Genomic DNA, 25,542 nt, shown 5'->3' with positions numbered 1-25,542 from the left:
ACGACCTGCACAACCTCCGGGTGCCGTGGAACCCCGGCGCAGCCGCAGCGACACGCGAAGGCCCCGCCCGCGATCAAGCGGAACAACCAGGGCGAACCGGCAGCCCGGTCATGCACTCACGACCGCTGAAGAATCGAGGTTGAGACGGCCTTGGGCCAGACAGAAGTTGGGGTGGGTCGTTGTGAGCGTATCTGGCTGCGTGGTGTGACGGGCTGTACTGGTTCTGGTTGGGGCGGGATGCAGTCGTTGTGTGGTTGCGGGATGGCGGTGCCCGCTTCCAGATCCGACGTTCTGGGAGGGCGGGCGTCCGATGCGCCTGGAGGCGGGGTCGCGTTGCCGCCGCTGTACGCCCCCTTCCCCGGCCTGGAGCCGGCGGTGCCCGCATCGGAGCTGCGCAGCCAGCCGGTGGTCACGCAGAACGACCTGTTCGAGTTGCCGGTCCGCCTGAACGGTTGACTTGCGCTGGAGTGCGTCTCGGCGTCGCTCGAATCCTGACCCTCTGATGGCGGATCAAAAGTGACCCACTTGGTGATCTTCGCCTGAGCCTGATCTTGATCTGAGGTCAGGAGGGAGAGGGTGATCTGCGTGGAGGACTGGGCAGAGATCCGCAGGCTGCACCGGGCCGAGCAGATGCCGATCAGGGCGATCGCGAGGCATCTGGGCATCTCGAAGAACACGGTCAAGCGGGCACTGGCCACCGACCGGCCACCGAAGTACGAGCGTCCGACGAAGGGATCGGTGGTCGACGCGGTCGAGGTGCAGATCCGTGAGCTTTTGCGGGAGACCCCCACGATGCCGGCCACGGTGATCGCTGAGCGGATCGGGTGGGAGCGCGGAATGACGGTCCTCAAGGAGCGGGTGCGTGAACTGCGACCCGCCTACGTTCCCGTCGATCCGGTCTCCCGCACGACTTATCAGCCGGGCGAGCCGGCCCAGTGCGATCTGTGGTTTCCCGAGGCGGACATCCCGCTCGGCTATGGGCAGACGGGGCGCCCGCCGGTGCTGGTGATGGTGTCCGGCTACTCGCGGGTGATCGCCGCACGGATGCTGCCCTCCCGCACAACCGGCGATCTGATCGACGGGCACTGGCGGCTGCTGTCCGCCTGGGGCGCGGTGCCCAAGACGCTGGTCTGGGACAACGAGGCCGGGGTCGGCCGCGGCAGGCCGGCGGCCGAGTTCGCCGCGTTCGCGGGCCTGCTCGCCACGAAGATCCACCTCTGCCGGCCTCGTGATCCGGAAGCGAAGGGCCTGGTCGAGAGGGCCAATGGCTACCTGGAGACGAGTTTCCTGCCCGGTCGCACATTCGGCGGTCCCGGCGACTTCAACACTCAGCTGACGGCCTGGCGGGCGGTCGCCAACCGACGGGTCCACCGCACCCTGCAGACCCGCCCGGTCGAGCGGTGGGAGGCCGACCGGGCCGGGATGCTCACCCTGCCGCCCGTCGACCCGCCCGCCTGGTGGCGGATGCAGACGCGGATCGGCCGCGACTGTCGGCGTACAAGCGAACGTGCACCACCTCGTACGGATGAAAGTGCACCGTTTTCGGTGCGGTGATGGGGTGAAGGCCGCGAGTCTGCTGCTGTCGGTTCGACGGGACAGGGAGGCGGCTGACGGTGGTCTTGGATCCCCATCGCTGGCTGGAGTTGAGGCGGTTCCGGTCGCTGTACGAGTCCGGCGCGATGAGCCTGCGGGAGATCGCGAAGGAGACCGGGCTGAACCGCCGAACGGTCGGCAAGTACCTCAAGGACCCCGCTTCGGCAGCGCCGCCGAAGAGAGAAGCAGCAGGTCAGCGCCCTCGGCGGGTGGTGGACGAGGTCGCTCCGCTGATCGACGCGATGCTCAGGTCCGAGATCCTGCTCAAGGGAAGGGTGATCCACGAGCGCCTGGTCCAGGAGTACGGGGTCACCATCAACTACCAGCGGATCAAGCTCTACCTTCAGGAGGCCCGGCCCCGGATCGCGGAGGAACTGGGCATCAGCCCGGGCGAGCTGGCGGGTCTGCACCGGCGGTTCGAGGTCGTCCCGGGTGCTCAGGCCCAGGTGGACTGGGGCGATGAGGGCAAGATCCTCGCCCATGTCGGCATCTTGAAGGTCTACTCCTTCCACATGACCTTGTCGTACTCGCGCGACCCGTTCTGCTGCTTCACCACCGGCCAGGACCTGGCGACGTTCTTCGACTGCCACCGCCAGGCGTTCGCGCACTTCGGCGGGGTGCCGATGAGCATCGTCTACGACCGGACCAAGACGGTCGTGCGCCGGCACGTCGCCCCCGGGGAGGCGGTCCCGCTGCATCCGGAGGCGGTCGCCTTCGCCGGGCACTACGACTTCGACATCGACGTGCTGGCCGCCTACCGGCCTCAGGGCAAGGGCCGGGTCGAGCGGCAGGTCGGCATCGTCCGCGACCACGTCCTGGCCGGGCGGGCGTTTGCCTCGATCGAGGAGATGAACGCCGCCTTCGCGGCCTGGGTGCCGCTGCGGCGGGCGAAGGTCCACGGCACCCACGGTGAGGTCATCGGACACCGGGCCGTGCGCGATCACATGGCTCTGCGCCCGCTGCCGCAGACTCCCTATGTGGTCACCCAGCGGCATCTGCGGCACGTCGGCAAGGACTGCCTGGTCGCCTTCGACGCGAACCTCTACTCGGTACCCGCCCGCAGGGTCCGCCCCCGTCAACTGGTCGAAGTCCGGGCCACGAAGTCCCAGATCACGCTGCACTCCACTGTTCATGACGCCAGCGGTCAGACGCTGCTGGCCGTCCATCCGCGGGCAGTCGGCCGAGGCGCCCGCATCGTGGATGAGACGCACTGGGACGGTCTGCCGACCGGCGCCGGCCGACGCGTCACCACCGGCGACACTCTGCCGCCACCCCGCCGCGGCCAGGCCGGGCCGGAGACCGGACCGCTGCAGGCTCTGCTGAACCGGGCCGCAGCCGCCCACATCGAGGTCGGCCGCCGTCCGCTGTCGGTCTATGACGAGCTGACCGGCACCCGACCCTTCACCTCACCCGCCCCGACCGAGGAAGCCCGTTGAGCGAGCTGACCAGCACCCGCATCCGCACCACCGCAGTCAAGCTCGGCCTGCCGCACCTGGCCGAGGCCCTGAACCAGTACATCCAGCGGGCCGACGAGGCCAAGATGGGCTACCTCGACCTGCTCGACCTGGTGCTGTCCGAGGAACTCGCCGTCCGCGACGACCGCCGCTTTCGCAACGGCCTGCGGCTGTCGAAGCTGCCGCACCACAAGACGCTGGAGGACTACGACTTCTCCTTCCAGCCCGACCTCGACCCGCGCAAGGTCAAGGACCTGGCCACCCTCTCCTTCGTCGAGGACAAGGCCAACGTCGCCCTGCTCGGGCCGCCGGGGGTCGGCAAGACGCACATCGCCGTCGCCCTCGCGGTCGCGGCCTGCCGGGCCGGCTACTCGATCTACTTCACCAGCCTCGACGACATGGTCCGCCACCTCAAGGCCGCCGAGGACCAGGGCCGGCTGATGAGCAAGCTCACCAGCTACCTCCGCCCCAGCGTCCTCGTGGTCGACGAGGTGGGCTACCAGCCCCTGGAGCGGGCCGAGGCGAACCTGGTCTTTCAGGTGATCTCCAAGCGCTACGAGAAGGGGTCGATCATCCTGACGTCGAACAAGACCTTCGGCGAGTGGGGCCAGGTCTTCGGCGACGAGGTCCTGGCCACCGCGATCCTCGACCGCCTCCTGCACCACTGCGAGGTCGTCTCGATCAACGGCAACAGCTACCGGCTCAAGAACCGCCTCCAGGCCATCGAGCGGGACACCGACGTGGCCTGAGCAGTGGTGCACATAACTTCGTACTCGGTGGTGCACTCAGACGAGTACGCGGACAGCGACCACTACGTCCGCGTCGACACCAACGACTACTCCGTGCACCCCGCCGCGATCGGCCGTACTGTCACCGTGCTCACCGATAACGACGAGGTCATCGCCCTTGCCCCGGGCGGCGAAATCGTCGCCCGGCACCCACGCTGCTGGGCCCGCCACCAGACCATCACCGATCCCGACCACGCGGATGCGGGCAAGACGATGCGCGGACACCTGCACCATCAGCAGGCCGTCCAGTCCAAGGCCACACGCCAGGCCACAACCCAGGATGCTTCCGGCCCACTCGTCGAGGTCGAACAACGCGAACTCAGCTCCTATGACCGGTTGTTCACCGTCATCGACGGCGGCGGCGAGAGGGAGGCCGGCTGATGCCCCGCACCCCCATCACCGTCATCGGCAACGACACCAAGGAGGGTGCTGGCAAACCGGCGGGCCGCAGAACCGGCTCCCAGACCGCTGCTGACCTTGCCTTTTTGGCCCGCGTGATGAAGGCCCCGGCCCTGCTGGACGCCGCCGGCGCTCGCCGAACGCGCCCGCAAGGAGTCCTGGACCCACGCCGAGTACCTCGTCGCCTGCCTCCAACGCGAGGTCTCCGCCCGTGAATCGCACGGCGGCGAGGCGCGAGTGCGGGCGGCCCGCCTCCCCGCGGTCAAAACGATCGAGGAACTGGACGTCACCCATCTGCGCGGCATGACGCGACAACAGCTCGCACATCTGGGCACGTTGGACTTCATCGCCGGGAAGGAGAACGCCGTTTTTCTGGGTCCGCCGGGCACCGGGAAGACACACCTGGCGATCGGGCTGGCGGTCCGCGCCTGCCAGGCCGGACACCGTGTCGCGTTCGCCACCGCCGCCGAGTGGGTCGACCGCCTGGCCGCCGCCCACCACGCCGGACGGCTCCAGCAAGAGCTCACCAAGCTCTCCCGCTACCCGCTGATCGTGGTGGACGAGGTCGGCTACATCCCCTTCGAGGCGGAGGCGGCGAACCTGTTCTTCCGGCTGGTCTCGAACAGATACGAACGCGCGTCCGTGATCGTCACCAGTAACAAGCCCTTCGGACGCCGGGGAGAGGTCTTCGGCGACGAGACCGTGGCCGCCGCCATGATCGACCGCCTCGTCCACCACGCCGAGGTCCACTCCCTCAAAGGCGACTCCTACCGCATGCGAGGACGCGAACTCGGACGCGTCCCCACCACCAGCGACAACGACTGAAACAACCGAAACCGAAGACACCCGGGTCAGATTTCAACCGGCCAAAGTGGGTCCAAGTTCAGCCGCCGCCGACAGTGCGCTCCAGGTCGTAGCGTCGCAGACACCGCGGCGCACGAAGCCCGTGTCGCCCGGTGCCTCTCACGGGATGCCGGGCGGGGGAATCCGTCGCTAAATAAATGAGGGGCTTCGTGCCGTCCGAACGATGAACGAGTGTGCAGGGAAAGGCTGGGACACGGCATGCAGAAGCGCAGTCTGCGGGACCTCCAGGTATCGGCCATCGGCTTGGGGTGCATGGGCATGTCCGCCTTCTACGGATCCGCCGATCAGGAGGAGGGGATCGCGACCATCCGGCGCGCCCTCGACCTCGGGGTGAACTTTCTCGACACCGCACAGATGTACGGGCCGCTCACCAATGAGTCGCTCGTTGGCGAGGCGATCCGGGGGCATCGCGACGAGTATGTGATCGCGACGAAGTTCAACTACCGGATGGACAGCGCCGTACTCGGCGACATCAGCACGGTCGGCCCGCAGGACGGCTCGGCCGAGCACGTCCGGAGCTCGGTCCACGGCTCCCTGAAGCGTCTGGGGACCGATTACATCGACCTGTACTACCAGCACCGGGTCGACCCGAACGTACCCATCGAGGAGACGGTCGGCGCGCTGGGCGAGCTTGTCGCCGAGGGCAAGGTGCGGTACATCGGCCTGAGCGAGGCGAGCGCGGAGACCATCCGGCGCGCCCACGCCGTGCACCCGATCACCGCGGTGCAAAGCGAGTACTCGCTGTGGTCACGGGACGTCGAAACCGAGGTGCTGCCCGCCTGCCGGGAGCTGGGCATCGGCTTCGTGCCGTACTCGCCGCTCGGCCGCGGTTTCCTCGCCGGGCGGTTCACCTCGCCGGACGAGCTGGACGCGAACGACTGGCGCCGCGAGAACCCGCGCTTCCAGGAGGCCAACCTGGAGGCGAACCTGCGGCTGGCGGAAAAGGTGAAGGAGATCGCCGCCGAGAAGGACGTGACCCCGGCCCAGCTGGCCATCGCCTGGGTGCTGGCCCGGGGTGAGGACCTGGTACCGATCCCGGGCACCAAGCGCCGTACCTACCTGGAGCAGAATGTCGCCGCGGTCGACATCACGCTGACCGAGGACGAGCTGGCCCGCATCGACGCGGAGCTGCCCAAGGCGGCGGGTGAGCGGTATGACGAGGCAGGGATGCGAGCCGTCAACCGCTAGCCGGGCGCGGCAGCAGCTGCCAGGTTCTGTCGTCGGCGTCTGCGGGTGCGTTTTGACTGTCGCGCCCACGCGGCGGCAGCCGCACAAGCCACGGCGTACGACGACCCTTCTGAGCCAGGCACCACCGGGCGGAAGGGGCCGACCGGTGTCTGCCGGCGGGGGTGCTGAAGACGCTGGGGATCTTCCAGTGGGCGCCCGCCGACCAGCTGTGGCGGATGCTGCGCCACGGCGACAGGCACGAGCGGCACACCCGCGACACGTTCAACGTCCTCAAGGACTGCGGCCTGGCCCGCATCGAGACGAAGCCGGCCGACTCCGTACCCTGGGGGTGCTCACCGCTCGCGGCCACCAGGAGGCCCGGCTGCTGCTGCCAAGGGAGGGGCAATTGTCCGCGCTGCGCAAGCTGGAGCTGGACGCCGCCGGCAACTCCAAGAGCGGGGAGGAGTATGACGAGCACGCTGCGGCGGCGACGTCCACGGTCGCCGTGCTGACGGGGCCGGGTTCAGGCAGTACGCGGACCTCGTGATGCGCGCCCCCGTCTTCCCGCTTGGCTTGCCTGACCAGGTGACTCCTTCGAACCACACCTTGCTGGCGGACAGGCGGTCGGCATGACTGCAGCCGCCCTGTTCGCCTGCCATCCTGTGGATGTGACTCTGGAGCGCGGTCGCGAACCGGTCGCCCTCGGCCAGCCCGAAAGCCTGACCTTGGAGGACAAGGAGAACTAGTAGGGCTTTGTTAGGTACCCCGATTGTTCGTGCGTAGGTAGTGTTGTGATCTTCTTTCGGGTGTGACACCGGAGGAGATGGAGACGGTCCGCCCGCGCCTGGAGGCGTTCGCGGCCGAGATGCTGGGCTCGCTGCCGCGGCGGGACCAGCGGGCCAAGGGTGAGCTGTACCTGCGTGGGCTGATGCTGGACGGCAAGCGCAAGTCGATGCAGCCGATGGCCGAACGCCTGGGCGTGGACCACCAGCAACTCCAGCAGTTCGTCTCCTCCTCCACCTGGGACTGGGTCAAGGTCCGTGAGCGGATGGCCCGTTGGGCCGCCGCCCACATCTCGCCGGAGGCGTACGCCATCGAACGACGTGGGCTTCCCCAAGGACGGCTACGACTCCCCGGGGGTGGCCCGGATGTACTGCGGCGCGCTGGGCAAGCGCGGCAACTGCCAGATCGGCGTCAGCGTCAACCTGGTGTCCGACCGCGCCTCGGCGGCCGTCGACTGGCGCCTGTTCCTGCCCGAGAGCTGGGACGACGCCCAGCACGCCGGCGATGTGCTGCTGGCGGAGGCGATCCGGCACCGACGTGCCAGGGCCGGCATCCCCGAGGCCGAGCGGCACCGGGAGAAGTGGCGCCTGGCCCTGGACATGCTCGACGAAGTGCGCGGGGACTGGGAACTGCCGGACCTGCCGGTCGTCGCCGACGCGGGATACGGGGATGCCACCGGCTTTCGCGAGGGGCTGACCGAGCGCGGCCTGGCCTACGCCGTGGCGGTCAAGGGCACCACCACCGCTTACCCGGGTGACGCGGTCCCCGAGCGCCCGCCGTACTCCGGTCGGGGTCGCCCACCCGTCCCGACCTACCCCCAGCCGCACACCACCTTGCGCCAACTCGCCCTGGATGCAGGAAGGTCGGTGGTGCGGACGGTGACCTGGCGCCAGGGCAGCAGGGTCGGCAAGCACAACCCCCGCGCCGAGATGCGCTCGCGCTTCCTGGCGCTGCGGGTCCGCCCCGCCAACCGCACCATCCGCCGCTTCGCCGACGGCTCCCTGCCCGAGTGCTGGCTGCTGGCCGAGTGGCCACCGGGCTCCGCCGAGCCCACCGACTACTGGCTGTCCACCCTGCCTGCCGACACCCCGCTGCGTGACCTGGTCCGGATCGCCAAGATCCGCTGGAGAGTTGAGCACGACTACCGCGAGCTCAAGGACGGCCTGGGCCTGGACCACTTCGAGGGCCGCAACTACTCCGGCTGGCACCGGCACACCACCCTCGCCTCCCTCGCCCAGGCGTTCTGTACCCTGCTGCGACTCGACCCAAAAGTCCCTGCGCCGGCCTGACCCTGTACGCGGTCCTCCGCGAACTCCAGGCCCTCCTGGCCACCTGGGCCGGCGCCTGCTCGATATGCGGCCGGCCCGCACCGACACCAGAACCACACCACAGGACCTAACAAAGCCCTACTAGTCCCGGCCGGAGCCGCCGCCACCTACAGCACGAAGACCGCGTCCACGAAGGTCGGCTGGGCCAAGAACAAGGAGATGGACCTCGCCGGATACCGCGTGTACCGGCGCCTGAAGGGCACCTCCTTCCCCACGAAGCCGATAGCCACCACAACGTTCACCTCGTACACCGACACGACCGTCCCGAAGGACGGCAACGTCTACTACTACGAGGTCCGCGCCTACGACAAGGCCGGCAACCTCTCGGCCGGCACCGCCGACCTCGGCATCACCACCATCGACCGCACCGCTCCCGCCGCCCCGAAGGGCGTCGAGGACAACTGGGTCATGGGCTCCCCGGACAACATCACCCTCCACTGGCACAGCAACACGGAGCCCGACCTGGCCGGCTACCGCGTGTACCGCTCGACGTCCTCCCCGGTCGCCCTCACCGCCGAGAACCGGCTGACCGGCGACAAACTGGCGCCCGGCTACTACAGCGGGCCCCTGCCGCAGACCGGCGACACCTACTACTACGTCGTCACCGCCGTCGACACGCACGGCAACGAGTCGGCGCCCTCGGGCACGGCGATGTACTACACCCGCGACCGGACGGGCCCGGTGGACACCGCCCTCAACCTGCGGGCCACGGAAAGCGAGGCGGGCGTCACCCTGACCTGGGATGCCTCCGAGCGAACCAGCAACGACTTCGCGGGCTACGCGATCTACCGATCGCGCCAGCCCGCCCCGGGCATGCGCGAGCGGGTCGGTGAGGGAGTGAAGGGCACCTCGTTCACCGACGCCGCCCCGCCGCCCGGCGTCACGTACTACTCGGTGATCGCCCTGGACCACAACAGAAACGGGGGCACCCCCTCCGAAGAGGTCGTCATCACCGTCGTCGGCAACACGACCGCCCCTGCCGCGGTCACCGGCCTGGCCGCCGTCCCCAAGGAGAACGGCGTCACCCTCTCCTGGGACGCGAGCAGCGCGCCCGATCTCGACCACTACCTCGTGCTGCGCGGCTCCCTCGTCGACGGGCAGTGGACATACATCCCGGTGAAGAACCCCTTGGACTTCAAGCCGTGGCGGGTCACGTCCACGAGCTTCCACGACGCCGTGCCCGCCGAAGGGCAGCAGGTGCGCTACGCCGTCGTCGCCGTCGACCAGTACGGCAACCAGCTCACCCCGGACACCGGCGCGGCCGTCATCGACATCACCGAACTGGACCTCCGCCCGACCGCCCCGCCCGCGACCGGCGCTCCACTCGCCTACCTCAGCACCCGCACGAGCGGCTTGATCACCTGGGCCCTCTCCAGCGCCAGCAACGAGAACGGCAGTCCGGTCTCCGGCTACGCCATCCATCGCTGGAACCCGCGGACCGGGACGTTCGACCTGATCGGCACCGAGCCCGAGGACGGCACCAGCACCGGGCTCTGGGCGGACAACACCCAGCCGGCCGCCACCACGGTGTACTACCGCGTCACGGTCCTCTACGCCGACGGCACCGAGTCTGGCGCGTCCGAGGTCGCCGCCGTGACCCGCTGAACACCCGCGTCGAACACACCGGCCCGGGCGAGGGCCGGCCACCCGGGCCGGGCGCCCGCGAGCCGCCGGGGCGTGCCGCCGGCGCGGCCCGGGCGAGGGCGCGCCGTACGGAGGTCCACCGGGACCGAGCAGGGGCGGGCAGGGCTGACCCGAGAGCCTGGGACAGGCGCCCGTCGCCCCGCCGCCTTCCCTGCCCGTGAACGGCGGCGGGGTGACAGGGTCACTGCCTGCCGGTGGGTCGCTATCTGCCGGTGCGGCGTCCGTACGACGAGCCGCGCGCCCTGGCGCCCCTTCGTCTGCAGGACCTGTGCGCGGGGTGCGTAGCCGTCGCCGCCGCGGGCGGGGCCGAACCTGCGGCCACCGGGGCGTCTACGTGTGGGACAACCGCTCCGACACCGCCACCCCGCGCAACGACCGCGGCCGCTTCGTCGACGACTACTCCTGGGGCCGCCACCGCGGCGGCCGCCGCTGACACCAGGTGGGTTGTGCCGGTCGCCAGGGCCCGGCACCGGCACAACCCCGACCGCGCCGCCGGTATGAGTGAGCGGTCATCGGGCGGGCGGCAACCGGTGTGAGGAGGTTCCGTTCGATGGCAGAGACGCTCCTGCCCTCGAACGGTGCGGGGGCAGGGCGAGGGTGAGGTGGCGGAGGCGGGCGTCGTCGGTGGTGCCGGGCGCGGCGGTGAACCCGAGGCGGGCGCGGGTGTCGACGACCAGGTCGGTGCTGGTGGCGGCCGGGCGGCGAGCACGTTCGCGGATGCGGGGCTGCCAGCGGGCGCGGACCGCGTCCTGAAGGCGCCGGGCGGGGTCGGCGGATCTGCTCTTTGACGTACCGCTCCACGGTGCGCTGCGAGACGCCGAGGGCGTCGGCCACCGCGCGGGTGCCATTGAGCTGCCTAATGGGAGCTGCCGGGTCGGTGAGACTCGGTGCCGTAGCCGCCAGCAGGTGAGCACTTCCGCTGCCGGAGCCGTTCGAGCTCTGTGGTCAGACCGTGCCCCTGCTGGTCGGCCGGGAGGCCAGACCGCTGATGGGGTGGCGTGCCCGCCGAGTGGGGCGTGAGCACTGGATCCATTAGGCCGCGTGCCGTGTCTTCCGGAGGCTGCACGAGTAGGGAAGTACCTGACCAGGAGGACGAGTTGCTGCTGATCGGCGATGACTGGGCCGAAGACCACCACGATGTCGAGGTCCAGGACGCTACCGGCCGAAAACTGGCCGCCGCCAAGCTACCCGAAGGTATCGAGGGCATCGCCAAGTTTCATGAACTCGTCGCGAAGCACGGCGGTGAGGACCTCGATGCCACCGAGGTGATCGTGGGGATCGAGACCGACCGCGGCCCCTGGGTGCAGGCGCTGCTCGCCGCCGGCTACCAGGTCTACGCGATCAACCCGAGGCAGGCCGCCCGGTTCAAGGAGCGGTACGGCACCTCCGGAGCCAAGAGCGACAAGGGCGACGCCCACGCGCTGGCCGACATGGTCCGCATCGACCGCGCCCAGCTGCGGCCGATCGCCGGGGACAGCGAGCAGGCCCAGGCCGTCAAGGTCGTCGCCCGCGCCCACCAGACCCTCATCTGGGAACGTACCCGCACCTTCCAGCGGCTGCGCAACACCCTGCGCGAGTACTTCCCGGCCGCCCTGAACGCCTACGCCGACCTCACGCTGACCAGCACGGACGCCCTGGAGCTGCTGATCAAGGCCCCCACCCCGGCAGCGGCGGCGAAGCTGACCCGCGCCCAGATCACCGCCGTCCTGGCCCGGCACCGCCGGCATAACCGGACGGCGAAAGCGGCCACGATCACCGCCGCGCTGCGCGAGAAGCACCTGACCCTGCCTGAGCCGGTGACTACCGCCTATGCGGCCACCGCCATCGCCCACGCACGGCTGCTGATCGCATTGAACGAGCAGATAGCCGAAATGGAAGCGCAGGTGAGGGCGCATTTCCTCGCGCACCCGGACGCTGAGATCTACCTCTCGATGCCCGGCATCGGAGCGATCACCGGCGCCCGGGTGCTCGCCGAGTTCGGCGACGACCCCACCCGCTACAGCTCCGCCAAGGCCCGGAAGAACTACGCGGGCACCAGCCCGATCACCCGGGCCTCCGGCAAGAGCCACACCGTCCAGGCCCGCTTCGTGCGCAACAACCGGCTTGCCGACGCCCTGCAGGCCCAGGCGTTCTCCGCCCTGCGTGCCTCACCCGGAGCCCGCCGCTACTACGACAAGCAGCGAGCCCGCGAGGCCGGCGACAACCCCGCCCTCCGCCAGCTCGGCAACCGCCTCGTCGGCATCCTCCACGGATGCCTCAAGACCCGAACCCCCTACAACGAAGCGACCGCATGGTCGCACCACGCCCACCCCCACGCCGCTTGACACCAAACGACATGGGGTGTCTGACCAGGTAGCACATCTGCGCGCCGGCCGACGTGGGGAGGGGGCAGGTGAACGCCTGCTGTACGGCGCGGTACAGGCCGTCTCCGACGATGCCCATCGGGGGGTCTCCGTTCATGATCGGCTGTGTGGGCCGCTGTGCGGCGTTCCCGCCCGGGCCGGGGTAGTTGCCCTACGTCGGGCGGAACGGGCCGCACAGCGGCGTCCAGGGCGGTCAGGGGGCGGTGTAGGGTCTCGCCGCCCGTGGCCAACGGCGACGCTGTGACCTGGTAGTTGTCGCGCTGCCTCACGACTTGGCCAGCCGTCCAGTCTCACGGCCGTGTCCGAATCCTCAGGGCGGCCACCGATGCGCAAGGCTCCGGCCTGCGAAGTCTCGCAAGTGGCCGCCGCTTGGCCATCGTTCGTGAGATTTGGCCACGGAATCTGAGATCCCACAGGCGGGTTCTTCGGCGGCGCCCATATCGCGCAGGCGGCTGTAGTGGAACTGATGGGCCACCGTGACCGTGGCGGTGGGCCCGTTGCGTTGCTTGGCCACGATCAGGGCGCTCTCCCCGGCCCGCCCGGACTCGGGCTCGTAGTAGTCCTCGCGGTGCAGCAGGACGATCGCGTCGGCGTCCTGCTCCAGGGCACCGGATTCCCGCCCATCAGCCGCAGCACACAGCGGGCCCGCCCTTCCGGGCGGGCCCGCTGTGCCAGAACAGCTGACGATCAGTACTTGCCCACCGGGTTCAGCACGATCTCCCCGGAGTCGTTCGCCGGGTTGCCCTCGTTCGGCATCGTGTACGCGAAGAACGCCCGGCCGGTGGCGTTCTTGATCACCTCGTCGACGCGGAGGCCGAAGGTGAAGGTGCGGGAGGCGTCCTCCAGGATCGGCGTGTCGAGGAAGCAGAGGTAGTCGCCCTCGGCGCCCTCCCAGCCCGGGCGGCAGTCCTCAGGGACCGCGGTGACCGTGGTGCCGGGGGGAGGTCGACCCAGAAGGGGATCGGTTCGCCGCCGGAGCGGAGCACGGCCAGCCAGGCTGGGCCGTGGTTGGCGAAGCCGATGTCCACCGACACCGTGCTACCCTCACGGGCCCGCAGCCGCTCACCGGTCAGATCGAGGTCGAAGGTGTTCGCCGTCGGGAAGTCCATCTCCGCGTAGCGGGTGTAATCGGCCGGGTCCGCGTCCGGCACGCGGACCAGCTCCAGCGCCGGCCCGTCACCCGCCTGGTAGTCGCCTTCGGTCAGCAGCTCCCGGGCCTGCTCGGCGGGCACCGCGCTGAAGCTGTAGGACATCGTGTCGTAGAGCGCGAAACCGGCCGTCTCGATCGGGAAGGGCGCGCTCAGCCCGTATGCCGCCTCACCGGTGAACTCGCTGTCGAAGATGCAGAGCGCCGTGGAGCGTCCGAGCACCTCGCCGGGGTCGCGCGGGTCATACCAGCAGTTGCCGAAGGTGCTGGGGAAGGACAGGCCCCGGCTGCCGGAGATCCGCAGCACGATGCCGTCACCGCCCAGCCCGCCGACGTTGCGGAAGCCCAGCGGCGCCTGGAAGGTGTCACCGGCCTGGAAGCCCTCGGGCTCGGCCAGCTGCTTCATCAGCAGCTCCGGGCCGCCCACCAGCACGTCCACCGTGTGCCCGGTGAAGGCCAGACCCTCGCCCACGGCCGTGATCTCGATGGCGCCGAAGTCGCCCGCGGCGCTCCCGTCGGTCACGTCGAGGCGGATGCCGCCGAGGTCGTTGTAGTCCTGGCCCGCGTAGATCTCGTAGTCGCTGCAGGTGGCGACGAGCCCGTCGACGGAGCACCCCTGCCACCCGCCGAGCTGGGAGAAGTCCACCGCGGCGACGCCGGCCAGGGAGCTCGCGTCCACGGTGACCGTGTACTCGCCGGTGTGGATCGGCCAGATGACGCCGTCCTCGTCCGGTACCGGCTCGCCGGGTGCCCGGAGTCCCAGCTCGATCTGCGGCTCCCCCGGCTCACCGGCCTCCGGGTGCAGCGAGAGGTTCACGCTGTCGGGGCCGGTGATCGAGACCGGCAGCGGTTCCTCCTGGGCATGGGCAGGACCGGCCAGCGCCGTGCCGGCCAGCGCGGCCAGCACAAACGCGGAGATGGTACGCCGCACGACGGCGAGAGAAGTCATGAGACCTTCCGTAATTCGGACATCATGCGCACCGGATCGGTGACGCATACTCATGACTCGCGAACTTCCCGGAAGGTTGCCCTGAAACGCGATGGGTGAACCCCGGCAGGGGGTGGACCCGCCCATCGCAATCGACGGCGTTGTCACGTGGTTGAGTGTGTGAGTGTCTGACGGTGTGTCGGGCGTGGTGGGGCAGGGTCGGGAACCACTGAGGGCTAGCAGGTGGTGCAGGACGGGACGCGGCCGCGCTCCGGGAGCGTGTTCGCCAGTGGTGCGCCGGTGGGTGTCGTCGGCGGTGAAGCGGCGCACGATCCGCTCGCCCTCCTGGCGCAGCAGACCGGCCAGGACATGGAGCATGGGCCTTGTCCCCGGCCTGCCCAGCACGCCCGAACGGATCGGCCGGCATGCGATCGGGCGTTCGGCGTCCGCTCGTCGATTCGGGTGATTCCTTGCGCTCCCCATTCATGCGGAGCGGGGGGTGCGGGGGCCGGGTGGGGTGTGGTCGGAGCACCGGGCGTCCAGCAGGTGGTCGATCGGCACGTCGAAGGTGTGGGCGAGGGTGTGCCAGGTGGTGACATTGCCGACGGCGCGGCCGTGTTCGAGGTCGATGAGGGTGCGCCGGGCCAGGCCGCTGCGGCCGGCGAGTTTGTCGAAGCTCCAGCCGCGTTCGACCCGTAGGCGCGCCAGCTGGAGGCGCAGTGCGGTGGTGTCGGGGTCGGGCGGCAAGATCGTCACTCCACCATCCGAAGGTTCGGATATCCGCCCTGTCAGTGCAGATTTCTGCACTATTTGCCGGAGGACGGATGGCGCGCGGTATAAGGATCCGCACTACCGTGCGTCCGTCTCCGGCCTCCTGGCGCCGGGGCACCGGCCATCGCAGTACGGACAGTTGGGAGGACGACTAGCCGATGAGGCTTGCCGGCGCGCATACCGCGGTGCGGCGTATCTGGACAGTGGAGCTGCGTCCGCGAGCGGGCGGCCTGACGCTCGTCTGCCTCTCCTGCACTGCTCCCGCCGCTCCCCTGGAGGCCGCCTCCGCACGGTCCGCCGTCCTGACGCATCTGGCCCGCCATGCCCGCACCGACGCATTGCCGGCCTACCTGCGCAGCTGCCAGTGCCGGACGCAGGGCTGCTGGTGGCATCCGCGGCACCGCGGGTGTGCCGGGCCGGTGCTGCTCGCCCTCACCCGCGACCGCAGCGGGCGCACCTGGCGGCTGGCCGACACCTGCGCGGCCTGCGCGGCGGCGACCAGCCATACCGCCGCCGTGCCCGACACACTGCTCGGCTCCTCCCGGCCGCACCCCTCCCCCGGCCGGCCAGTCCCCGCGCACCACAGGTTTCGTCCAGGACTCAAGGAACAGGTGCGCGTGCGGGAGACGCTCACCTACCCCGCCGCACTGCCCCGGTTCACCTCCCCCGCCGCCGCGCCGCCCACTGGGCACTGCACCCCGCGCCCCTGACCCTGCCGGCCGCGCCGCCCGCACTGCGGCTGACCGCCCTGGTGCTGGGCACACGCCTCTCCCCAGGCCGAACACCGCATCGACATGGACGTCCTCGCCCGGCTGTGCGGGCACTCCCCGCAGCAGACCGGAGAACTCCTCGACCGGCTGGTGGCCTCGCAGACCCTGGCCGGCTGGCAGCACGACCGGGGAACCGACGAGATCTGCTGGCAGTCGCCGGCCGTGCCCCGGGCGGAACACTGACACCGGCCGGCAGGCGACTGCCCCCCTCGAAGAGCCAGGGGCAGACCTCTCTCGACAGCAACGTCCGGTTCCCTCACCGTTGCCGGGTCTACGCTGGCGCAGGCCGCAGCCCCTGCGGTCCCGCACCTGGTCCAGTGTGCGCACAGCCCGTCTTCCGGCCACGCGCGCACCGACCCCTCCCGGCGGCGTGGCCGGCGAGCCGCCGAAAGGCCCCGTCATGCCCAAAACCCAGGCCCCCGCCACCGAACTGGCGTCGCAATACCGTGCCCAGGTGACCGGTGACCTCGAGCGCAACGTCCAGGAGCAGGAGCGCATCGGGGCGGAAATCACCGCTGTTCAGGAGCGGTTGACCGCCCTGCGGCAGGACCACACCGTGCTGGTGACCGTGCAGCAGGCACTCGGCATCACCCCGGCGCCGGCCAAACCCGCGGCCGGGCCCGACAGCACCGCCCTGTCCTCTCCCCGGAAGGCAGCGGCCGCCGGGCCCGGCAAGCGCACGGCACGGAAGCCCGCCGCCAAAAAGGCCGCTGCCAAGGCATCAGGCACCGCGAAAACGGACCGGCCCACCCTGGTCGACCTCATCCGCCACCACCTCGCCGAGCAGAGCGAACCGCGCTCCGCCGCGGAAATCTCCGCCGCGCTCGGCCAGGCCCATCCCGAGCGCGGCATCAAGACCAAGGTCGTCCGCGTCACGCTCGAAGGGCTCGTGGCCAAGAGCCAGGCCCAGCGCACCAAGCAGGGCGCCTCGGTCTTCTACACCGCCCCCGCCGCCCAGGCCGAGACGCGCCCCGCAGACGCCGACCGCTGAAACATGGGGGGCATTCTTTCGTCACCCGCCTCCGTCTGCCGGCGGCAGGGCCGATCGGACCGCCCGGCGGGTCACCTGCCGCCGCCCGAGCGCCGAACTCGTTGCGTGCCCCACCGCCGACTGAACCGTCTGGCCCGCGCGGCACCAACGCGAGTTCGGCCCATGTGTCAGCCGCGCCGCCCCACTCAGCCCCGAGCGAGGCCTCCCCGAACCGCGGGCCGAATACGCCGCGCAGTGCGGCGGAGCGACAGCAGGCCGCGATCAAGATCAATAAGCGGGCGCCTCATGGGGACCGGCTGACGCGGGCAAGGCCGGCCATGAAGGGGGCTCGGGGTGTTTGCGCCGCCCCGGGCATCCCGTCACCGGGTCAGCGGGCGCGGGGTCCAGGGTCAGCGTCGGCTCCTGGAAGCCCAGCCGGCACCGATTCCCGCCACATGCAGCGCCAGGGCAGTCAGTCCCAGCAGCATCACATTCGTCGAAGAGAACACATCGTTGGTGCCGATGTCCGCCGCGTTGATCAAAAACGCGAAGAAGAACAGCACCGCAGCCACTATGCCAAGCATGAACAGGCTCCTCTCGAACGGGTGAAGCCCGTATGCCCCGACATCACCCCCACAAGCCGGGGCGCAGACACTGATCCCTTTCCAACCTGCCTCCGGAGTTCGGCAGTTGGGCTGACAACGTGGTGAAGCCTCTGGTAGATGGGTTTTCGACCAAGAGAACCGTCTCCACCAGAGGCTTCACGTGCTTTTCTACCCTTCCCCAAGCTCTCGGCTTCTCCCCCGGCTACCGCTGGGAGGTGCCCCCAGAGCAGGGGAGGCCCCATCGCGTCGACGTGTCCAGCTCTGCCCTCCGCTTCCTCACGCAGCAGGTGCGGCGGCACCGCCGTGCGATCGGTTCCCGTTGGCGGCGCCTGAGCGCCGGCCGCCAGGCCTGCCGACACTCGCTCATCTACGGGTGGGGCATACTCCCCCAGCCTCCGGCCGGGGCACCCCCAACACCCGGCTCACGGCCGGGTTCGGCGTCGGAACCACGAGGGCCTACCGCCATGTCACTGAGGCTGTCCAGCTCCCGGCCACCCTCGCCCCGGCCTCACCGACGCGGTGCGGACCGCGTCGGTGAAGGCGGATCTGCTCCTGGACGGCACGCTGCTGCCGATCGACCGCATCGCCGCGGACCGGCCGTCCTGTTGAGTCGGCACGGAGCGCGGTGCCGATGTTGCCATCGGTCCGTTTCTCCGTGCCGCTCGCCGAACCCGGCGTGCGGCTCTCACCGCACCGGGCTCTCCACGGTCTCTGTCGTTCAGGCGTGGTTGAGGGTCCAGGGGTTGGGGATTGTGTTGCCCCGGTAGCGATAGCGGGTGACCGCGATCGAGACCATGGGGAACAGTTCGATCCCGTCCGCCGAGAGCTTGTGCCACCGGCCGTTGCGGTCGGTGAAGCGTCGGCGGACGTCCTTCCACCTCCAGCGATGCAGCACCATCCACCAGCTGGTCACCCGTCGCCATACGAAGTGGTCCAGGGCTTTCAGCGTGGTCTTGCATACCGCGTGCTTGAAGTAGTTGACCCAGCCGCGCAGAATCGAGTTGATCCTCTTCAGCACGGTCCCCGGGTCCTGCTGCGACGTTCTGTTCGTCAGGGCACGGATCTTGTCCTTCAGCTGCCGGATGGGCCGGTCGGCGATGAAGGTGTAGACGTACCACTTGTTCGAGCCTCGCTTGCGGCGCCACTGGATGTGGAACCCCAGGAAGTCGAACCCGTCCGACATGTGCACGATCTGGGTCTTGGCCGGTGACAGCCGCAGCCCGAGAGGGTGCAGTACGTCGGCGATGTCCTCGCGCAGGCGGGCGACGTCGTCACGACTGCCGTCGACCAGGACGACGAAGTCGTCCGCGTAGCGGACGATGCGCCAGTTCGCGCGGCCGTGGTGGCGATGGTGTGCCCGCCTGCCTCTGGTGGACATCCGCCCGCCCGGCTCCCACGGCTCCATCACGTGCTCGTCGAGCGCGGACAGGGCGATGTTCGCCAGCAGCGGGGAGAGGATGCCGCCCTGCGGGGTGCCGGTGAAGGTCTCCTCGCGACCGCCGCCCTCAGTCAGGACACCGGCCTTGAGGAACGCCTTGACCAGCCGCAGCACGCGCTTGTCCTTGACCCTTGCGCGCACCCGGTCCATCAGGGCCGTGTGGTCGATGGAGTCGAAGCACGCCTCGATGTCCGCGTCCAGCACCCAGCGATAGCCGTGGGTGCCGTAGCGGTGGATCTCGGCGATCGCGTCGTGTGCGCGCCGCAGGGGCCGGAAGCCGTAGGAGACCGGCAGGAAGTCGGCCTCGAAGATCGGTTCCAGCACCAGCTTGAGGGCCGCCTGGACCACCCGGTCGGAGACGGTCGGGATGCCGAGCCTGCGCACCTTCCCGCTCCCGCCGGGCTTGGGGATCTTGCGTTCGCGTACCGGCAACGGGCGGAATTCACCCGTCTTCAGTACGCGTCGCAGGTCCTCCAGGTAGCCCGGGAGGCCGAGTTCCTGCTCGACGTTGACGACGGTGAGGCCGTCCGCGCCCGGCGTTCGGGCTCCCTTGTTGCCCGCGACCCGTTCGAACGCCACGAGCAGCGTCGCCGGATCGCATACGAGGTTGAACAGATCGTCGAACCTGCGGCCACGGTCGGCCGCCGCCCAACGGTGAAGCTTGGCCTGCATCCCCGATACCCGCTGGTGAGACCCCCGCGGGGCCTCAGGAGCACTGCTGTTCAGCAGCGCGTCTTTCGGCATTGCAGCCTCCTTCCCTTCTCGAAACCGCTGCCGCCCTTCCCCATGTGCCAGGCTCTCCCCGGCTCGGAGTACTACGGTGGCTCCGCCCCGCCCCGGCCCGGTCGGCCGACGGTGGACCCAGCCCTCCCGCCGTGCTGGACACGCGGCAGGAGGGCGGGACCGGGACGGTTCCCGTGTTCGCTCGTTGTTCGATCGTCGGAGTAGGAGCCCGGCTATGCCCCCGCGGCCTCGCCACGGCTACCCCGCAGCACTTCACCGTGGCCTCCCCGCGCGACCGAAGTAGACCGCGCGGAAAGTTCCCCGCCGGCCGAATATCCAGCGGGGACGCACCGCATCCAGCCCTCATCCACCAGGTTCGAGCTGGCGTGCCTTAAGGAGGCGTAGACGCCGGTTCCTCGCGTACTCCTCTCCGTCTCGCTTGCCGAACCCGCCCCATCTGGCAGTACTGGCACGTCCCGGCTTTGTCAGGGCTGCTTCCCGCCCTCCCCGGCACCTCCCGGGTCAGGCTGCCCTCAGCTTCAACCGTCCTGCTGCGACAGGACGGCGGCGGCGGTCTTTCACCTCCACTCGAACAACAAGCGCCTCACGGCGCACACTCCGGCAAACACACGAAGCACGGGATGAACGTGCAGGCCGTCGCGGATCCCTTCGGCCGGCTGCTGTGGGCCTCACCGGCCCTGCCCGGCGCCGTCCACGACGCCCGCGGCCCGTGCACACGGCATCGTCGGTGCCCTCGCCGAGGCCGGCACCACGTGCTGGGCCGACAAGGGTTATCGGGGTGCCGGCGGCACGGTCCGCATCCCGTGCTGGGGACGGTGGGAGGCCCTCACCGCAGGCCAGAAGGCGGTGAACCGGTCTCACGCGAAGATCCGGGCCCTCGTCGAGCAGGCCGTCCTCACCCTTCATCTGACCAGCTCAGAGTGAAGGGGAAAGGCTCGATCACTGAACTTGCACGTCAGGACCTCTCCAGCTACCGCAGTTCCACGAAAACCCCAGTTCAGAGATGCACCACACCACAGTCGCGAGTCATGAAACGATCACTAGACTCCCAGGTCAGCGCTTCGCTCACCTAGTGATCGTTAACGGATTTGTCAGATGCGGGTCCAGATGCCCGCGCTTCCGGAAAAGGGAAAGCTCATGTGGAGTGCTCAGGACGTGGCGCGGGATCAGGTCCGGCGTCAGGCGAGTGGCCTGGATGTCGCCGCCGTTGCGGAAAAGGTCGCGGAGGCCGCTGTCCGTGAGCGGGAGACCGCGGAGCAGCTGCGGGGGAACGGTTCCTTCTACGAGTTCGAGATGGACCGGGAGCGGTTGGCTGTCATCTGGCTGGCCAAGCACGCCGAGTGGCAGCGCGTCAGGGACTTGATGACTGCAGTCGGTTGGAGCGTGTACGAGCCGGAACGGGACGCTCAGGGCTCGGTGTGGGCTCGCGAGCGTGAGGAACGGCTTGCCGGTGCTCTTGCGGCACCGGCCGCCTTGGGGGCACGGCGGGGGGAGGAAGCGGATGAGCTGCGGGCGGAGGTCCGGCTGTCCGCCGCATCCGGCCGGCTGGTCCAGACGGTGGTCGGCCGGACGGGGCTGCGCCCCTCTGAGGTCCTGGCCCAGCTTGCCGAGCGGATCGTGGTGGGCGAGGACGGTACGGTGTCCGTCCCGCCCTTCACGCCGTCCCTGTGATTTCCGAAGCGAGCGAAGGAGGAGCGTGGAAATGCTGGGTATTCGGCTTCGGGAACACCAGGTGGCCAGAAAGCGAGTTTCCGTAAGTGAGTGGGATTCCCTGCAAGGTCATCTGTGCCCCCTCAGGGGGCACGGGGCACGATCGTGTCCGCGACCGGGTCGGGTAAGACGATCATGGCTGCCGCGTGCGCGCTGGAATGCTTCCCGGGCGGGCGGATCCTCGTCACGGTGCCGACCCTGGACCTGCTGGTGCAGACCGCCCAGGCGTGGCGGCTGGTGGGGCACCGGGCGCCGATGGTGGCGGTGTGCTCGCTGGAGAACGACCCAGTGCTCAAGCGGGAGTGGAAAGAACCAGGAGGTCCGAGAGCTGAAGCTGGGGGCATGGATCGGTAACCAGCGCTCGCGGGCCACCACGCTGACACCGGAGCGGATGGAGCAGCTCTCCGCCATCGGCATGCGATGGTCGTAGAGCCGGGGCATGCCAGCGACGCCGATGCACCCACAACCACACACCAGCCACTACCGCCAGACCCACAAGGAAGCTCCAGAGCGTCACCGCTTGGTGGGGACCAGCCGTCAAAGCCAATGAGGTCATGAACACCCTCTGCCCCGACGAACCCTTACCATCCGACGATGGCCAGGGCACCGGCGCACCCCGCCCCGGACCGGCCACGGAGACCGTTGTCCCGGGGTGGCCGTCACCACGGGGAGGGCCGGGTCGTGCCGTCGGGATTCCGTCCGTCTCTCGGATGGGTGGCGCTCCGCAACTCGCCAGTCCTAGAGGTTCGTTGACAGGGGGCGTCGCCGGGCGTTGACTGGTGGGACGGTGTAGGCCGACCAGGCGGGCCATGAGCGTCGAGGGCTTTCGTTCGGCTCAGGCTTCGCGAGCCCGGCTTGATCCAGACGAGGGCCGGGTGGCACTCGGCCTGCGCGACGTACAGGGAAGTGGCACACGATGATGTACGACCAGGCACGCGCCCAGCAGCCTCCGGACAAGGGTGTCGGAGCCGTCGCACGCCGGGCCCCGGGGCCTGAGCCGCTGCTGCCCGCCGAGGAGCGGGACCGGGTCTCCCAGCGCCTGCGGCAGGCCCTCCTCGACTTCGCCGACACCCCGCGTGAGGCGCTGGAAGCGGCCGAGAGCGCCTTCGACGAGGTCACCGCAGAGCTCGCGAGCGCCCTCGCGGAACGGCGACGCGTCCTCCGTGCGGGCTGGCAGGACCAGGAGGCCCAGGCGCAGGCGGAGGAGTTCCGGCACGCGCTGCGGCAGTACCGGGAGATCACGGAGCGACTCCTGCGCCTGTAGACAGGCCCGGCCCAGCGGCAGGTCGCCGCCGCCCCGGGCCAGGTGGCGCCGGTCTCAGTACGGCTGATGCGGGTTGGTACACGCTCACGTGCCACCTCCCGGAAGGGCGACTGCGGCGTGTTCCGCCGGAGTCGTTGTCTTCGCCGTTGGCGCGACAGCTCAGGTGACGCCAACTCCGGCACTCGCTCGCGGACCGGGCCGGTGCCCCGCTCAGTCCCGCATATGAGGAGGAGGCGACCATGTCGGTCGGGTCCTCGCCGGTTCCCCGTCGCCGCCGGCGCCGACGATCCGCCCGGTCGCGCTGCTGGGCGAGATACGTACGGCCAGGGCCGTCGCGGTGCGGGCGCCGAGTCGGGCCAGGGCGTCCTGCGGGGCCTTTGTCGCCCACCCACCGATCGCCGTGAACGTCTTTGCTCCGGTGACGACAGCGGAGCACGCGATCAGCAGTACTGCCGCGAACGGGTGACGCTTCCCGCGTCGGCGCCGCGGATCGGCCGCGTCAGCGGCCGCTCGGCCAGCGGACCGGTCGCACGGTGCTGATGAGTGGGCGACTTGACCAGGCCGATGGTGGAAGACTGACGGCACATCGAAGCTCCGTTGCGCGAAGGGGACTTGGGAAAGTCACCTCCACAACGGAGCTTCGTTGCGTACGGTCGCGTACCCATCCGGCATCGTCACACCGCCGTGGCCTGCACACCTACATGATCGCTCCGACTTTGAGATCGCCCTGAGTGCGCCGGCGTGGTGGGGCTGGGCTGGCAGGGCTTCGTTGTCCGGATTTGCGATGGGATGCCCGGGCGGGTATGCGAAAGCGGGGTGTTCGGGGTGGGGTGCCGCAGGGGGACCCCGACCCGATTCCAGCGGGCCGGGGTCTTTATGTTGTGCCGGGGTGGCGGTTTGGTTAGCGTCCGCTGTTTCCGCTGTTTCCGCCGTGTCCGCCCTGTCCGCTGTTTCCGCCCTGTCCGCCCTGTCCGCCCCGTCCGCCCTGTCCGCCCTGTCCGCCGTGTCCGCCGAAGTGGTGGTCGATGACCCGGAAGCTGGCTACCACTCCGTCTTCGACGAAGACGCCGCCCTCGACATGGTGGGGGAACACGCCGCCCTCGGCGTGGTAGGGGAACACGCCGTCGCTGGAGCTGTGCGGTCCGACGATGGCGATGGGGGCACCGTTGTCGCAGGTGGCTCCGCGGAAGACCTCGACGCTCCTCCGGCTGTCGTTGCGGATGTTCAGGCTTCGGGAGCCCAGGCCGCTCACGACGGTGATGCAGTCGCCCGGGTTGTCCGAGTAGGAACGCTCGTTGATGTGGATCCGGCCTTCGTTGCCCCGGCCTTCGTCGCCCCGGCCTTCGTCGCCCCGACCTTCGTCGCCCCGGCCTTCGTCGCCCCGGCCTTCGTTGCCCCGGCCGGAGTCGCCGCCCATGAGGGCTGAGGCAGGGGCGGCTGCCTGCTGGACAGCGGGGGCGGCCTGGGCCTGCCCGTAGGCGGACGCCGAGGCGTAGGTGATACCGGTGACGGCTAGGCCCGCGGCGACCGCGACGGCCACGGTAACGACGGTGGGACGGGTAATCATCACGCGCTTCTCCTGTCTCGGGGGATCGGCTGGCCGGCCGACTCGTGATGAACGTACCGACCGGTTCTCATATCTGCCATATCGGGACACAAAGGGAAGTCGGTAGATTGACTCCGATCAGGTTATAGGGGGCGCTTGCATGCTGCGTCATGGCATGCTGATGGTCAATCAGGTGACTTTTCCTGTAGTGGACTTGATGCACCGATACGCTGTCCGGGGGACTTTGCCGGCACCTGCTCACCCCCAGCCGCAGCGTGTCGTTCGTTGACACATCAGGTCAAATCGGCACTCCGTTGTGCTGCTGGATGGCGGGTGGGGCGCCCGAGCGCGCGGGCGGGCCCGTGACGTGACGTGTTGCCGTCCGAAGGGTGACGTTCCTATAGAACGTTTCGATGAAGGCGAAGACCTGACGTTGACCCGGGTCCTCGTCACTGTGCACCTGCGGCTGGCCGGCGGGTCCACGTGAGCGTCTCGGACGCGTGCCCGCCGCCCGCAACGGGCTCTGTTCATGGTGATGTGGGCGGCTCGTCCGGCGAACCGGAACCTGGTTCCTCGGGCTGAAGGCCGGGTGTCACCGACTTCGCCTCTTGGACGAGGTGGCCCGGCCGTAGTGGGGCGAGCCCGCTCAGAGCCACGGCGGCCATGACGACGATAATGCCCTGGATGACCAACGAGCAGATGCCCAGAGGTTCCAGCCAGTTGCCGTAGTCGTCCTCGTCGGTGGGAATGGGCATGGCACGGGTGACGATGTAGCCGATGGTGGTCAGCAACGCGGTGAGCCCTCCCACGATCCAGCCCAGCCGCGGTCCGCGGGTCAGAAGAAGAAGGGCACCCGCAGCGGCACCGACCACGGTGGCGATGAAACCGCCGATGAGGAAGGGCACGTCCGCGTCGATGACCTCGTAGGCGTGGATCCCGGCATCGGCCAGGAGAAGAACTCCGGCCAGGACGCGCCCCGCCGTGCTCCGCACGGCCTCGCGGGGTGGAGGCGGGACTGTCCAGCATGATCCATCCCGTGTTCGCGTCCTGGGTCAACAGGTCCCACGCGCCACCGCGCGAGCAGGCCAGGGACATGATGTCTGTCGCCACGAGCAAATCGCGGACACACGGGGTCGGCGTGTCCGGTGCCAGGCCCCTTCACGCTTCCCTGCTCCCCCATCCGCCCCCTTCGCCGACGTCTGCACCGGCCGGCGAGTGGACGGCGTGGACATGCCGCCCTCCACGCCGGCGACGGCGGGCGGCATG

At 69.6% G+C, this 25,542-nt stretch carries 22 protein-coding genes and 9 pseudogenes; 20 read left to right on the top strand and 11 right to left on the bottom strand.

Annotation, left to right across the window (positions count from 1 at the left end; translation table 11 throughout):
- Window positions 1-321: 321 nt before the first annotated feature.
- The 10 genes and pseudogenes from WJ438_RS38385 to WJ438_RS38340 form a co-directional block, all read left to right on the top strand.
- Window positions 322-456: pseudogene (locus WJ438_RS38385) on the top strand (cytochrome P450); the annotation flags it as partial.
- Between the two features lie 120 nt (window positions 457-576).
- Window positions 577-1,488, top strand: a pseudogene (gene istA, locus WJ438_RS38380) (IS21 family transposase); the annotation flags it as partial.
- A gap of 125 nt (window positions 1,489-1,613) precedes the next feature.
- Window positions 1,614-3,029 carry an IS21 family transposase gene (gene istA, locus WJ438_RS38375; protein WP_406723592.1) on the top strand — a complete coding sequence of 472 codons (1,416 nt, stop codon included), beginning with the start codon at window positions 1,614-1,616 and terminating at the stop codon, window positions 3,027-3,029.
- Window positions 3,026-3,796 (top strand): IS21-like element helper ATPase IstB, encoded by a 771-nt coding sequence (gene istB, locus WJ438_RS38370; RefSeq protein ID WP_406723569.1) that lies wholly within the window; start codon window positions 3,026-3,028, stop codon window positions 3,794-3,796. Before istA (WJ438_RS38375) ends, istB (WJ438_RS38370) begins: the two co-directional genes overlap by 4 nt.
- A 27-nt stretch (window positions 3,797-3,823) precedes the next feature.
- Window positions 3,824-4,216 (top strand): Mu transposase domain-containing protein, encoded by a 393-nt coding sequence (locus WJ438_RS38365; RefSeq protein ID WP_406729236.1) that lies wholly within the window; start codon window positions 3,824-3,826, stop codon window positions 4,214-4,216.
- Window positions 4,217-4,423: 207 nt separating this feature from the next.
- A pseudogene (gene istB / locus WJ438_RS38360) lies at window positions 4,424-5,059 on the top strand (IS21-like element helper ATPase IstB); the annotation flags it as partial.
- 237 nt (window positions 5,060-5,296) lie between these two features.
- Window positions 5,297-6,286: an aldo/keto reductase gene (locus tag WJ438_RS38355; RefSeq protein WP_406729235.1), complete on the top strand. Its 990-nt coding sequence runs from the start codon at window positions 5,297-5,299 to the stop codon at window positions 6,284-6,286.
- Window positions 6,287-6,614: 328 nt separating this feature from the next.
- Window positions 6,615-6,812 carry a hypothetical protein gene (locus tag WJ438_RS38350; RefSeq protein WP_406729234.1) on the top strand — a complete coding sequence of 66 codons (198 nt, stop codon included), beginning with the start codon at window positions 6,615-6,617 and terminating at the stop codon, window positions 6,810-6,812.
- Window positions 6,813-7,073: 261 nt separating this feature from the next.
- Window positions 7,074-8,337, top strand: a pseudogene (locus tag WJ438_RS38345) (IS701 family transposase).
- A 198-nt stretch (window positions 8,338-8,535) separates the two neighbouring features.
- Window positions 8,536-9,981 carry a fibronectin type III domain-containing protein gene (locus WJ438_RS38340; RefSeq protein ID WP_406729233.1) on the top strand — a complete coding sequence of 482 codons (1,446 nt, stop codon included), beginning with the start codon at window positions 8,536-8,538 and terminating at the stop codon, window positions 9,979-9,981.
- A gap of 241 nt (window positions 9,982-10,222) precedes the next feature.
- On the opposite strand, the pseudogene WJ438_RS38335 reads toward WJ438_RS38340, so the two are convergent.
- Together WJ438_RS38335 and tpg are read right to left on the bottom strand one after the other, a co-directional pair.
- Window positions 10,223-10,412: pseudogene (locus WJ438_RS38335) on the bottom strand (23S ribosomal RNA methyltransferase Erm); the annotation flags it as partial.
- A 117-nt stretch (window positions 10,413-10,529) separates the two neighbouring features.
- Complete coding sequence (tpg, locus tag WJ438_RS38330; protein ID WP_406729232.1) at window positions 10,530-10,868, bottom strand: telomere-protecting terminal protein Tpg; 339 nt, start codon at window positions 10,866-10,868, stop codon at window positions 10,530-10,532.
- Window positions 10,869-11,117: 249 nt separating this feature from the next.
- On the opposite strand from tpg, the gene WJ438_RS38325 reads away from it, so the two are divergent.
- The gene (locus WJ438_RS38325) at window positions 11,118-12,344 is read left to right on the top strand and encodes an IS110 family transposase (RefSeq protein ID WP_406729231.1); all 1,227 of its coding nucleotides are present in this window, start codon (window positions 11,118-11,120) and stop codon (window positions 12,342-12,344) included.
- A gap of 475 nt (window positions 12,345-12,819) precedes the next feature.
- On the opposite strand, the pseudogene WJ438_RS38320 reads toward WJ438_RS38325, so the two are convergent.
- From WJ438_RS38320 to WJ438_RS38310, 3 genes and pseudogenes are all read right to left on the bottom strand, one after another.
- Window positions 12,820-13,008 (bottom strand): annotated as a pseudogene (locus WJ438_RS38320) (DnaB-like helicase C-terminal domain-containing protein); the annotation flags it as partial.
- A 169-nt stretch (window positions 13,009-13,177) separates the two neighbouring features.
- A complete protein-coding gene (locus WJ438_RS38315; protein WP_406729230.1) occupies window positions 13,178-14,479 on the bottom strand; it encodes a hypothetical protein in 1,302 nt (433 codons plus the stop codon).
- A gap of 462 nt (window positions 14,480-14,941) precedes the next feature.
- Window positions 14,942-15,214 (bottom strand): helix-turn-helix transcriptional regulator, encoded by a 273-nt coding sequence (locus WJ438_RS38310; protein ID WP_406729229.1) that lies wholly within the window; start codon window positions 15,212-15,214, stop codon window positions 14,942-14,944.
- A gap of 173 nt (window positions 15,215-15,387) precedes the next feature.
- Here WJ438_RS38310 and WJ438_RS38305 point away from each other — a divergent pair, with 173 nt between their 5' ends.
- The 3 genes from WJ438_RS38305 to WJ438_RS38295 all read left to right on the top strand — a co-directional run bounded on the left by WJ438_RS38305 (window position 15,388) and on the right by WJ438_RS38295 (window position 16,990).
- Window positions 15,388-15,939 carry a hypothetical protein gene (locus WJ438_RS38305; RefSeq protein WP_406729228.1) on the top strand — a complete coding sequence of 184 codons (552 nt, stop codon included), beginning with the start codon at window positions 15,388-15,390 and terminating at the stop codon, window positions 15,937-15,939.
- An 84-nt stretch (window positions 15,940-16,023) separates the two neighbouring features.
- The gene (locus tag WJ438_RS38300) at window positions 16,024-16,182 is read left to right on the top strand and encodes a hypothetical protein (RefSeq protein WP_406729227.1); all 159 of its coding nucleotides are present in this window, start codon (window positions 16,024-16,026) and stop codon (window positions 16,180-16,182) included.
- Window positions 16,183-16,399: 217 nt separating this feature from the next.
- A complete protein-coding gene (locus WJ438_RS38295; protein WP_406729226.1) occupies window positions 16,400-16,990 on the top strand; it encodes a hypothetical protein in 591 nt (196 codons plus the stop codon).
- Window positions 16,991-17,379: 389 nt separating this feature from the next.
- Here WJ438_RS38295 and WJ438_RS38290 read toward each other — a convergent pair whose 3' ends face one another.
- Entirely contained in the window at window positions 17,380-17,553 is a 174-nt protein-coding gene (locus WJ438_RS38290) for a hypothetical protein (RefSeq protein ID WP_170102187.1), read from the bottom strand.
- Window positions 17,554-17,789: 236 nt separating this feature from the next.
- On the opposite strand from WJ438_RS38290, the pseudogene WJ438_RS38285 reads away from it, so the two are divergent.
- Window positions 17,790-18,174, top strand: a pseudogene (locus tag WJ438_RS38285) (hypothetical protein); the annotation flags it as partial.
- Window positions 18,175-18,292: 118 nt separating this feature from the next.
- On the opposite strand, the gene ltrA reads toward WJ438_RS38285, so the two are convergent.
- Window positions 18,293-19,756 carry a group II intron reverse transcriptase/maturase gene (gene ltrA / locus WJ438_RS38280; RefSeq protein WP_406723623.1) on the bottom strand — a complete coding sequence of 488 codons (1,464 nt, stop codon included), beginning with the start codon at window positions 19,754-19,756 and terminating at the stop codon, window positions 18,293-18,295.
- A 593-nt stretch (window positions 19,757-20,349) separates the two neighbouring features.
- On the opposite strand from ltrA, the pseudogene WJ438_RS38275 reads away from it, so the two are divergent.
- The 5 genes and pseudogenes from WJ438_RS38275 to WJ438_RS38255 form a co-directional block, all read left to right on the top strand.
- Window positions 20,350-20,659 (top strand): annotated as a pseudogene (locus WJ438_RS38275) (transposase family protein); the annotation flags it as partial.
- A gap of 234 nt (window positions 20,660-20,893) precedes the next feature.
- A complete protein-coding gene (locus tag WJ438_RS38270; protein ID WP_406729225.1) occupies window positions 20,894-21,427 on the top strand; it encodes a hypothetical protein in 534 nt (177 codons plus the stop codon).
- A gap of 31 nt (window positions 21,428-21,458) precedes the next feature.
- Window positions 21,459-21,760 (top strand): annotated as a pseudogene (locus WJ438_RS38265) (DEAD/DEAH box helicase family protein); the annotation flags it as partial.
- 34 nt (window positions 21,761-21,794) lie between these two features.
- Window positions 21,795-21,896, top strand: coding sequence for a helicase associated domain-containing protein (locus WJ438_RS38260; protein WP_406729940.1), 102 nt, complete (start codon window positions 21,795-21,797; stop codon window positions 21,894-21,896).
- Between the two features lie 486 nt (window positions 21,897-22,382).
- Window positions 22,383-22,730: a hypothetical protein gene (locus WJ438_RS38255; protein WP_406729224.1), complete on the top strand. Its 348-nt coding sequence runs from the start codon at window positions 22,383-22,385 to the stop codon at window positions 22,728-22,730.
- A 210-nt stretch (window positions 22,731-22,940) separates the two neighbouring features.
- Here WJ438_RS38255 and WJ438_RS38250 read toward each other — a convergent pair whose 3' ends face one another.
- The 4 genes from WJ438_RS38250 to WJ438_RS38235 all read right to left on the bottom strand — a co-directional run bounded on the left by WJ438_RS38250 (window position 22,941) and on the right by WJ438_RS38235 (window position 25,268).
- On the bottom strand, window positions 22,941-23,171 hold the full coding sequence (locus WJ438_RS38250) for a hypothetical protein (RefSeq protein WP_406729939.1): 231 nt from the start codon (window positions 23,169-23,171) through the stop codon (window positions 22,941-22,943).
- The gene (locus WJ438_RS38245; RefSeq protein ID WP_406729992.1) at window positions 23,171-23,317 is read right to left on the bottom strand and encodes a hypothetical protein; all 147 of its coding nucleotides are present in this window, start codon (window positions 23,315-23,317) and stop codon (window positions 23,171-23,173) included. Before WJ438_RS38245 ends, WJ438_RS38250 begins: the two co-directional genes overlap by 1 nt.
- Window positions 23,318-23,631: 314 nt before the next feature.
- On the bottom strand, window positions 23,632-24,300 hold the full coding sequence (locus WJ438_RS38240) for a hypothetical protein (protein ID WP_406729223.1): 669 nt from the start codon (window positions 24,298-24,300) through the stop codon (window positions 23,632-23,634).
- Window positions 24,301-24,803: 503 nt separating this feature from the next.
- Window positions 24,804-25,268, bottom strand: coding sequence for a hypothetical protein (locus tag WJ438_RS38235; RefSeq protein WP_406729222.1), 465 nt, complete (start codon window positions 25,266-25,268; stop codon window positions 24,804-24,806).
- Window positions 25,269-25,542: the final 274 nt, after the last annotated feature.

Origin of the sequence: Streptomyces sp. GD-15H (assembly GCF_045291515.1) — a bacterium.
Classification (GTDB): Bacteria; Actinomycetota; Actinomycetes; order Streptomycetales; family Streptomycetaceae; genus Streptomyces.
This window is presented reverse-complemented; position numbering and strand designations above follow the sequence as displayed.

Bases quoted from the DNA above. Each gene is read 5' to 3' on its own strand.
- WJ438_RS38355 (WP_406729235.1), top strand. From the start codon at position 5,297: ATGCAGAAGCGCAGTCTGCGGGACCTCCAGGTATCGGCCATCGGCTTG.
- WJ438_RS38340 (WP_406729233.1), top strand. From the start codon at position 8,536: ATGGACCTCGCCGGATACCGCGTGTACCGGCGCCTGAAGGGCACCTCC.
- tpg (WP_406729232.1), bottom strand. From the start codon at position 10,868: ATGGCACCCGCGCGGTGGCCGACGCCCTCGGCGTCTCGCAGCGCACCG.
- WJ438_RS38315 (WP_406729230.1), bottom strand. From the start codon at position 14,479: ATGACTTCTCTCGCCGTCGTGCGGCGTACCATCTCCGCGTTTGTGCTG.
- WJ438_RS38305 (WP_406729228.1), top strand. From the start codon at position 15,388: ATGAGGCTTGCCGGCGCGCATACCGCGGTGCGGCGTATCTGGACAGTG.
- WJ438_RS38300 (WP_406729227.1), top strand. From the start codon at position 16,024: ATGGACGTCCTCGCCCGGCTGTGCGGGCACTCCCCGCAGCAGACCGGA.
- WJ438_RS38295 (WP_406729226.1), top strand. From the start codon at position 16,400: ATGCCCAAAACCCAGGCCCCCGCCACCGAACTGGCGTCGCAATACCGT.
- WJ438_RS38290 (WP_170102187.1), bottom strand. From the start codon at position 17,553: ATGCTTGGCATAGTGGCTGCGGTGCTGTTCTTCTTCGCGTTTTTGATC.
- ltrA (WP_406723623.1), bottom strand. From the start codon at position 19,756: ATGCCGAAAGACGCGCTGCTGAACAGCAGTGCTCCTGAGGCCCCGCGG.
- WJ438_RS38270 (WP_406729225.1), top strand. From the start codon at position 20,894: ATGTGGAGTGCTCAGGACGTGGCGCGGGATCAGGTCCGGCGTCAGGCG.
- WJ438_RS38255 (WP_406729224.1), top strand. From the start codon at position 22,383: ATGATGTACGACCAGGCACGCGCCCAGCAGCCTCCGGACAAGGGTGTC.
- WJ438_RS38245 (WP_406729992.1), bottom strand. From the start codon at position 23,317: ATGTGCCGTCAGTCTTCCACCATCGGCCTGGTCAAGTCGCCCACTCAT.